7 protein-coding genes and 1 pseudogene are annotated in these 9,268 nt (G+C 41.6%); 4 read left to right on the forward strand and 4 right to left on the reverse strand.

What is annotated here, in order from left to right:
• Nucleotides 1-431 precede the first annotated feature (431 nt).
• Nucleotides 432-1,331, forward strand: coding sequence for a heterocyst differentiation master regulator HetR (hetR, locus tag IQ228_RS13965; RefSeq protein ID WP_027401391.1), 900 nt, complete (start codon nucleotides 432-434; stop codon nucleotides 1,329-1,331).
• A 61-nt stretch (nucleotides 1,332-1,392) separates the two neighbouring features.
• Here hetR and IQ228_RS13970 read toward each other — a convergent pair whose 3' ends face one another.
• Nucleotides 1,393-1,977 (reverse strand): hypothetical protein, encoded by a 585-nt coding sequence (locus tag IQ228_RS13970; protein ID WP_051424238.1) that lies wholly within the window; start codon nucleotides 1,975-1,977, stop codon nucleotides 1,393-1,395.
• A gap of 263 nt (nucleotides 1,978-2,240) precedes the next feature.
• Between IQ228_RS13970 and rpsD the strand changes: the two genes are divergently transcribed.
• Nucleotides 2,241-2,849: a 30S ribosomal protein S4 gene (gene rpsD / locus IQ228_RS13975; protein ID WP_027401392.1), complete on the forward strand. Its 609-nt coding sequence runs from the start codon at nucleotides 2,241-2,243 to the stop codon at nucleotides 2,847-2,849.
• A gap of 95 nt (nucleotides 2,850-2,944) precedes the next feature.
• On the opposite strand, the gene moaA is transcribed toward rpsD, so the two are convergent.
• Complete coding sequence (gene moaA, locus IQ228_RS13980) at nucleotides 2,945-3,931, reverse strand: GTP 3',8-cyclase MoaA (protein ID WP_053541238.1); 987 nt, start codon at nucleotides 3,929-3,931, stop codon at nucleotides 2,945-2,947.
• An 846-nt stretch (nucleotides 3,932-4,777) separates the two neighbouring features.
• Here moaA and thrS point away from each other — a divergent pair.
• Nucleotides 4,778-6,598 (forward strand): threonine--tRNA ligase, encoded by a 1,821-nt coding sequence (gene thrS, locus IQ228_RS13985; RefSeq protein WP_027403350.1) that lies wholly within the window; start codon nucleotides 4,778-4,780, stop codon nucleotides 6,596-6,598.
• A gap of 80 nt (nucleotides 6,599-6,678) precedes the next feature.
• Here the strand turns inward: thrS and IQ228_RS13990 are convergent, their stop codons facing one another.
• On the reverse strand, nucleotides 6,679-7,140 hold the full coding sequence (locus tag IQ228_RS13990; RefSeq protein WP_027403348.1) for a DUF29 domain-containing protein: 462 nt from the start codon (nucleotides 7,138-7,140) through the stop codon (nucleotides 6,679-6,681).
• Nucleotides 7,141-7,340: 200 nt separating this feature from the next.
• Between IQ228_RS13990 and IQ228_RS13995 the strand changes: the two genes are divergently transcribed.
• A complete protein-coding gene (locus IQ228_RS13995) occupies nucleotides 7,341-9,029 on the forward strand; it encodes an NAD(P)H-quinone oxidoreductase subunit 4 (RefSeq protein ID WP_193963206.1) in 1,689 nt (562 codons plus the stop codon).
• A gap of 53 nt (nucleotides 9,030-9,082) precedes the next feature.
• On the opposite strand, the pseudogene IQ228_RS26650 reads toward IQ228_RS13995, so the two are convergent.
• Nucleotides 9,083-9,268: pseudogene (locus IQ228_RS26650) on the reverse strand (hypothetical protein); the annotation flags it as partial.

The following is a 9,268-nucleotide window of genomic DNA, read 5'->3' on the forward strand; positions in this document are numbered from 1 at the left end:
GGGGAGTTGGGAGGGGGGTGGAGAATTTTCTTTTTTCTCTGACTCCTGACTCCTAACTCCTGACTCCTGACTCCTGACTCCTGTTAAAAAAATTCTTGTAAAAATATATGGATATTTCAGAAATAGGCAGTTATGATAAGTTGTTAGATACAAAATGTAAATCAATCTAACGTTCCTCCGTCTTACCCTATACCCCTGCATCCCAACACCCTGAGTATCTAAAGTCTTTGAGTTTACCAGGGGAAGGGGCTAGTTAGTCCGATGTGAGAAACTATCAATTTACACCCTCAGTATTTACCGCCTAAAAATTCCCGAGTCAAACAGTAATTTTTAGGTTTAGATTTAAAATATTTGTGTCCAACTGGGTGTATAATTCTTAGTCTGATTTCAATATCACACTTGTAAACAAGCCATTTATCCGTCTGTAGAATATGACCAACGACATCGATCTGATCAAGCGTCTTGGACCTAGTGCGATGGATCAGATCATGCTTTATCTGGCATTTAGTGCCATGCGTACAAGTGGCCATAGGCATGGAGCATTTTTAGATGCAGCCGCAACAGCAGCCAAGTGTGCAATTTACATGACTTATCTAGAGCAAGGTCAAAATCTGCGAATGACTGGTCATTTGCACCACCTTGAGCCGAAACGAGTAAAAATCATTGTTGAAGAAGTAAGACTTGCTTTAACCGAGGGCAAACTGCTAAAAATGCTGGGTTCTCAAGAACCGCGCTATCTGATCCAACTTCCCTATGTTTGGATGGAAAAGTATCCTTGGATACCAGGAAGATCCCGCGTCCCCGGTACGAGTTTGACCAGTGAAGAAAAAAAACAAATTGAGCAAAAGCTCCCAGACAATCTTCCTGATGCGAAGTTAGTCTCCTCTTTTGAATTTATGGAGTTAATTGACTTTCTTCATAAGCGATCGCAGGAAGACCTACCCCCTAGCCATCAGATGCCCTTGAGTGAAGCATTAGCCGAACATATTAAGCGTCGTTTACTGTATTCAGGAACGGTAACACGCATTGATTGTCCCTGGGGAATGCCCTTTTATGCTCTCACCCGTCCGTTCTATGCTCCAGCCGATGACCAAGAACGTACATATACAATGGTCGAGGACACGGCTCGGTATTTCCGCATGATGAAATATTGGGCAGAGCGCAAACCAAACACAATGCGGGCTGTGGAAGAATTGGATATTCCACCTGATTGGATTGAGCCAGCAATGGAGGAACTAGATGAAATTATTCGGTCTTGGGGTGATAAATATCACAAAGAAGGCGGAGTTCCGATGATCTTACAGATGGTTGTTGGTAATAAAGATGAATAGAAAACAAAATTTTTATGTTGCGTAGGGTGGCATATTTACCAGCCCTACGTTGTAAATCTATTTACTCATGGGAGTTGAGGGTCAAGGCGAAAGTCTCCGGCTTGGGGTTAAAACCCAATGGCTTTGTAGACACGGCACCAAAACCACTAGATCCTTCACTGGCACTAATACAAGTATTTAATGCTTGAACAGGACTCAAATCAATTTCCCGACGTAAACCAACTACACACTCAGCAAAGGTTACTGGTAACAAACTGCGACCACAGGATGTTAAGGTAGCTAGATTTTCTGAACCCTGATAACTTTTACTAATGCTAACTACACAGGTTGCTAAATCCTGTGGACTGCGACTCTGACGACAGGAAGAAAGGGCATCCACAGGTGTGATTTGTGTAAGCTTATGAATTTTTGCTACACATGAGGATAACTCTCGTGGGCGAATTGCCGAAGCACAACTTTGAGATGCTGATGTAGCTGTAACTCCCACACTCAAAAGTTGGGCAGCACAAACTCGATAGTCATTCTCGTAGGAATCGGTAACAGCCAGAGTAGGTAAACTACCGATTAGTAATCCACCTATAGTTATAAATGATGCTGTAAATCCTCTGAAGGAATAATTGTTTTTTTTGTTCCCAAAGTTACTCATTTTTTTCGCTTGTTAACATAACCGGTTTCGATTCCACCAAGGTTATGCTACCGTAGAATCTAGTCCCAATTTTCTACCATCAAAGAATGTCGGTGCTTTTCCCCAAAAATCCACCGAAAAGTGGTGAATTCAAGGGATTGATTTCTTGTGAATATTAGCGGTAAATAAAAGACAATTTAGCTATAAAATGTCTATGCTTTTGGGAACTATGCCATAATGGTAGGTCTGAATAAAATTTTAGAAGGATTAAATTAAGGAAACTCATGTCCCGATATAGAGGACCCCGCCTCAGAATTGTCCGTCGTTTAGGCGAATTACCAGGCTTAACTCGCAAGAGTGCTAGACGTGCTTATCCCCCTGGACAACATGGTCAAAACCGTAAAAAGCGCTCTGAGTATGCTATCCGTTTAGAGGAAAAGCAAAAACTCCGCATGAACTACGGTTTAACTGAAAAACAAATGCTGCGTTATGTCCGTAAAGCTAGACGAGTAGCTGGTTCTACAGGACAGGTGTTGCTGCAATTGTTAGAAATGCGCCTGGACAATACGGTTTTCCGCATGGGTATGGCTCCGACAATCCCCGCCGCCCGTCAATTGGTAAATCACGGTCATGTAACTGTTAATGGCAAACCAGTAAATATTGCCAGCTATCAATGCCGTCCTGGTGAAGAAGTCGCTGTGAGAAACAGAGAAGCTTCTAAGAAGTTGGTGGAAGCTAACTTGCAATATCCCGGTTTAGCTAACCTGCCTAGTCATCTAGAGTTTGATAAAACCAAGTTATCTGGTAAGGTCAATAGTGTAATTGAACGGGAATGGGTAGCACTACAAGTTAATGAACTACTCGTGGTGGAATACTACTCACGTCAAGCGTAAGACAATTTTGGATTTTGGATTTATGATTTTGGATTGGAATTGTTTTTCCTTGAATCTACAATCCAAAATCTAAAATCTAAAATTTGCTTAATTGACTAACCGCCAATTTGCGACATGGTACGGGTGTACGTGCCGACAGTACCAGAGTCGCGTTGCTTAAAGTTGATTTCTGATTTGATATTTAAAATTTGTCTGACTTGTGATTGTAAGTCGGTGGTGCTAATGCCAGCACGTAAAGCAGTTTTTAAGTCAATTTGACCTGTTTCGTTTAATAAGCAGGGACGTAGCCAACCATCGGCACTTAAACGCATCCGATTACAGCGATCGCAAAAACATTCTGACATTTGGCTAATAAATCCTATTGTACCTTTAGCTCCAGGAATCTGAAATACATCAGCCGGTCCATTACCACGAATTTGGGATTCTGTCAAGCCCCAACGCTCACGGATTGATTGACGCAAATCGGCTGAAGATACCCAACCGCGATCGCCAAACAAGTCTTCATTCCCAATAGGCATAAACTCAATAAATCGGACGTGCCATTGTTTATCAATAGTTAAAGCAGCTAAATCTAAAATTTCATGGTCATTAACACCAGGAATTACTACCACATTTAGTTTTAATGGGTCAAATCCTACATTATACGCAGTTTGGATACCTTGCCATACTTGTTGCCAACGTCCACGCCCATGATTACCGCTAATTTCTTCAAATATATGTGGATCTAAAGAGTCTAAACTAATATTAATTCTTGTTAAACCTGCATCATAGAGGCTTTGAGCAATAGGAGCGAGTAAAAACCCATTTGTAGTCATTGCTAAATCTTCGGTTTGGGGAAGATGAGCAATTTTTTCAACTAAATCAACTAAGTGGGGACGGAGTAAAGGTTCACCACCAGTTAAGCGAAAGCGGGTAAAACCGACAGGGATAAATACTTCTTGAATGAGGGTAAGCAGTTCTTCATCAGTTAACAATTGTTCCTTGACAATATAATCAAGTTCTGCACCTGATGGCATACAGTATTGACAACGAAAATTGCAGCGATCAATTAAACTGATGCGGAGATAGTCCACCTTGGTTATAATATCGCTAGTTGTCATAAGAACACCCGGTAAGTGGGAAACTCAGCGTCTTTAGACCTGAGAGGGAAACGACACGAGCGGTTTTAACCGCTGTGGATATTAAAATTGAAACCAGATTTTTGATTGGAATCTGGAAACCAACTCCCATTTCTGGGGTAATGTTAGCTAGATGCCTCCGGCACGCTGCGCGAACGACCTGTTATAAGAGCTTGTTGAGCTTGCAACACTGTTCCAGTGACCTTAGAACTGTTTAATCACAAGCGACAGAGCAGGGAACTAGCAACGCATTCCGGGGTGTCGTGACTCAAATAACGGCTACCATGAGAGTAAACTCAGGGTGGTCTGGTCAGTACGGCTTGCTTGATTACTCTTGCAAGCCAAGTCCCTTTAGGGCTGGGTTACTGACAACTTCTCACATCAAAAACCTTGTAAATCTGTAACTTCGTATCTGAAGCACAATTATATAAATTTGGCAATAAATTTGTAAAGCTCCTTGGGAGTAAGCCTGGATACCTCTAAAGGAATAAATCATTCAGGAGTCAGAAAGAAGAAAGAATTAAAACTGCTATAGCGGTATGCAGTGGAAATAAGATCCAACATTTACCTAAAAAACCGTAAACCAAAAGACTTTCAACTGTGTTCCCTGCTATATATAGGGTTTGCTGAATAAGTTGTCTGTGAAGCGTAAGCGTACCCCAAGGCGCAAGGGAGTATGTGGAGTATGTCACCAGAAGTCTGTGATTGAGCTAAATTAGGAGAAACCATAGCCAGTGGACTATTATTTATTTTGTAAAGATATTTTTTGTCAAGTTTATTTTTAACACTTCGCCAAAAGTTTAACAGCCAATGTCGCCAAATCAAGAAACCCAAGCAGTCGAAAAAATCTATTTACCCCGTACCAGCGAATCAGAAACTTTAAAAAAGATTCGCCATACAGCTTCCCATATCATGGCAATGGCAGTACAAAAGCTGTTTCCCAAGGCGCAAGTCACAATTGGTCCTTGGATTGAAAACGGGTTCTATTATGATTTTGATAGTCCAGAACCCTTTAGCGATAAGGATTTGAAAACCATTCAAAAAGAAATGGTGAAGATTATTAATCGCAAATTGCCATTAATTCGGGAAGAAGTCAGCCGCGAAGAGGCACAACACCGCATTGAAGCTATTAAAGAGCCTTATAAGCTAGAAATTCTGGCTGATATTAAACAAGAACCCATCACGATTTACCATTTGGGAGATCAATGGTGGGATTTGTGTGCTGGTCCCCATTTGGAAAATACCAGCGAAATAAATCCCAAAGCTATAGAATTAGAAAGCGTTGCTGGTGCTTATTGGCGGGGAGATGAAAACAAAGCCCAGTTACAGCGCATTTATGCTACGGCTTGGGAAACTCCCGAACAATTAGCTGAGTACAAACGCCGCAAGGAAGAAGCTTTACGCCGTGATCATCGTAAACTGGGTAAAGAACTGGGATTATTTATCTTTTCCGATTTAGTCGGACCTGGTTTACCTTTGTGGACTCCGAAAGGAACTTTGTTAAGAACGATTTTAGAGGACTTTCTCAAAAAAGAGCAGTTAAAACGGGGCTATTTATCTGTGGTGACTCCCCACATTGCTAGGGTTGATTTATTTAAGACATCGGGACATTGGCAGAAATATAAGGAAGATATGTTTCCTTTGATGGCTGAAGATGAGGAAGCAAGAGCCATAGAACAGGGTTTTGTCATGAAACCGATGAATTGTCCTTTTCATATCCAAATATACAAGAGTGAATTACGCTCTTATCGGGAATTACCGATGCGGTTGGCGGAATTTGGCACGGTTTACCGTTATGAACAGTCGGGAGAATTGGGGGGTTTAACCAGGGTGCGCGGTTTTACGGTTGATGATTCTCATTTGTTTGTAACTCCTGAACAGTTAGACAGCGAATTTCTGAATGTTGTAGATTTGATTTTGAGCGTTTTCAAAAGTCTGCAATTGAAGAATTTTAAAGCCAGATTGAGTTTCCGTGACCCAGCCAGTGATAAATATATTGGTGGGGATGAAGTTTGGGATAAAGCGGAAGGGGCGATTCGTCGCGCTGTGCAACAATTGGGAATGGAGCATTTTGAAGGCATTGGGGAAGCGGCTTTCTATGGACCCAAGCTAGATTTTATCTTCAGTGATGCTTTGGAACGAGAATGGCAATTGGGAACGGTGCAGGTAGATTATAATTTACCTGAACGGTTTGATTTAGAATATGTGGCTGAAGATGGTTCGCGCAAACGTCCGGTAATGATTCACCGCGCACCATTTGGTTCTTTAGAACGATTAATTGGGATTTTGATTGAAGAGTACGCGGGTGATTTTCCCTTGTGGTTAGCACCTGTGCAAATCAGGTTATTACCTGTAGGTGATCTTCAGTTAGATTTTACCAAAGAAGTGGCAGCAAAGATGGTTGCGTTAGGGATTCGGGCGGAAGTGGATTTGAGTGGCGATCGCCTGGGTAAGTTGATTCGTAACGCCGAAAAGGATAAAATACCTGTCATGGCGGTGGTTGGTGCGAAGGAAGTAGAAGCCAACAGCTTGAGTATCCGCACCCGTGCTTCTGGGGAATTGGGAGTCATAACTGTAGATGAAGTTGTGAATAAGATCACAGAAGCAATTACTAACTTTAGTAACTTCTAAAAAAGTAGGTTGGGTAGAAAGAAGGGAAAGTTTAAAACTCTCTGCGACTCTGCGCCTCTGCGTGCAAAAAAATCACTTTTCTACCCAACAAAATCCCAAAACTTCTCACTCAAAAGCGCATCAACATTCAGACTAAACTCCCACACATCAGGAAACTGAAAACTAGGATAATCTTCCATAACTTCCATCAGCGCCTCTTCCCAAGCTTGATCTAATACTGCTGTAAAATATCGCTTCAGACTAGGGGATTGTTTGAGAAGAATTCTTAACTGACGACGTTGTTCTCGAATTGTCACTTCCCATCCACGATTATCATATTCACTATTAACATAAATCCGTTTTAATAAATGCACCCATAGCACAATTAGGCGGCTTTCAACCTCAGCCCTGTCCCTACTCGCCAAGATTTCCATCTCATCAATTAAATGTTCCACATCCAAACCGTGAAAATCTCGCGCCTTGAGTTTTAGGATTGTCTCCTCTAACCAGAGGTACTGATCTCGATTATCAAGACCTGTTTTAGCCAATTGAATTTCAGTCATTGATTTAACAGTACGTCTAATACCTTATTTTAAATCATCGGGGAGACAAAGGAAAACGTTTCAATCTACTCAATCCTAAGCATAAGATTTATTTAGGTATATATTCTCTTATGCTAAACTGAGGTAAAAACTTATAAAGAAATTGTTAAAAAGTTTAGTACAATAACATCATTAACCAATAAGTATTTTTTCCTATTGACATGATAGCGGCTCAATTTCCTTGGCTTACCGCAATTGTCCTATTTCCCCTCCTGGCATCTTTTCTCATCCCTGTATTGCCAGATAAAGATGGCAAACTCGTCAGATGGTATGCACTGGGCGTAGGTATTGCCGACTTTATTTTAATGTGTTGTGCCTTTTGGCAACATTACGATGCCAGTAATGCGAATTTTCAACTGGTAGAAAATTATGTCTGGATGCCCCAATTGGGCTTAAACTGGGCTGTTTCTGTGGATGGTATTTCCGCCCCGTTGGTACTTTTAGCGGGCTTTGTTACCACACTGGCGATGTTCTCAGCTTGGCAAGTTGACCGCAGACCAAAGCTTTTCTATTTTCTCATGCTTGTGTTGTATTCTGCACAGGTTGGGGTATTTGTCGCCCAAGACTTGCTGTTATTTTTCATTATGTGGGAAGTCGAACTAATCCCCGTATATTTACTAGTTTGTATTTGGGGTGGACAACGACGACGCTACGCAGCTACAAAATTTTTACTTTATACCGCAGCAGCTTCTATATTTATCTTGGTAGCAGCCCTAGCAATGGGGCTATATGGCGGCGGAAATGTCACTTTTGATATTGCAGAACTCGCACAGAAAGAATATCCCCTCACCCTGCAACTCCTACTATATGCGGGTTTGTTAATTGCCTTTGGTGTAAAATTGGCGATTTTCCCCTTGCATACTTGGCTACCGGATGCTCACGGTGAAGCATCTTCTCCAGTATCCATGATTTTGGCGGGTGTGCTGTTGAAAATGGGCGGATATGGACTAATTCGCCTGAATCTTGACTTACTTGCCGATGCTCACGTTTACTTTGCGCCCGTTCTGGCTATTCTCGGTGTTGTCAACATTATCTATGGTGCTTTAAATTCCTTCGCCCAAAGGAATATGAAACGGCGTTTGGCTTATTCGTCAATTTCCCATATGGGTTTTGTATTAATAGGAATTGCTTCTTTCACCGATTTGGGTATCAACGGTGCAATGTTGCAGATGATATCACATGGTTTAATTGCTTCCGTGTTATTCTTCTTGGCTGGTGTAACTTACGATCGCTCCCACACGATGATGATGGCAGAAATGGGCGGTATTGGTCAAGCCATGCCAAAAGTGTTTGCCCTGTTTACAATGGGGGCTATGGCATCTTTGGCTTTACCGGGAATGAGTGGCTTTGTTGGTGAACTTTCGGTTTTCGTGGGAATAGCAACTAGTGATGTTTACACCTCTACATTCTGCACCGTCACAGTTTTCCTAGCGGCTGTGGGAGTTATCCTCACACCTATTTATCTACTTTCTATGCTGCGTGAAGTATTTTATGGTTCTAGTGCAGCCCTGATTTGCGATATTAACAATGCTGATTTAGAAAATCAGGAAGATGAAGGAACGGCTTGTTTTGGTACAGATTGCCTTTTACCAACGGAAACTGTATATAGTGATGCCAGACCCCGTGAAGTGTTTATTGCTGCCTGTTTTCTGGTGTTGATTATTGGTATTGGTTTCTACCCCAAGGTGGCTATGCAAATGTATGATGCAAAAACTGTAGCTGTCAATGCTCATGTTCGCCAATCTTATACGATTATTTCCCAAACCAATCCTCATATTTATGCGAGTGGATTCTTAAATCCGCAGATTCCAGCGACTGAGTTAACACCTGTTTTGGGAACTTTAAAATAGGTAATTGACGACTAACACAAAGTAAGTAGTGAGACAGAATTAATTACACAATGTCATTGCCAATGGAACGAAGTGAAATGAAGCAATCGCCAGGGTTGCGATTGCTTCCCTTCGCTCGCAATGACTGTAAATGTTTTTGTCCAATTACTTATGGAGAATATATCCTCTAGTAGTCTGTCAAATTTATTTTGACGGGTAATGATCGGAAAAAACTTCTGTTCTTCCCTCCCCCACCTTGT

The organism is Dolichospermum sp. LEGE 00246, assembly GCF_015207865.1.
Taxonomy (GTDB): Bacteria; Cyanobacteriota; Cyanobacteriia; order Cyanobacteriales; family Nostocaceae; genus Dolichospermum; species Dolichospermum heterosporum.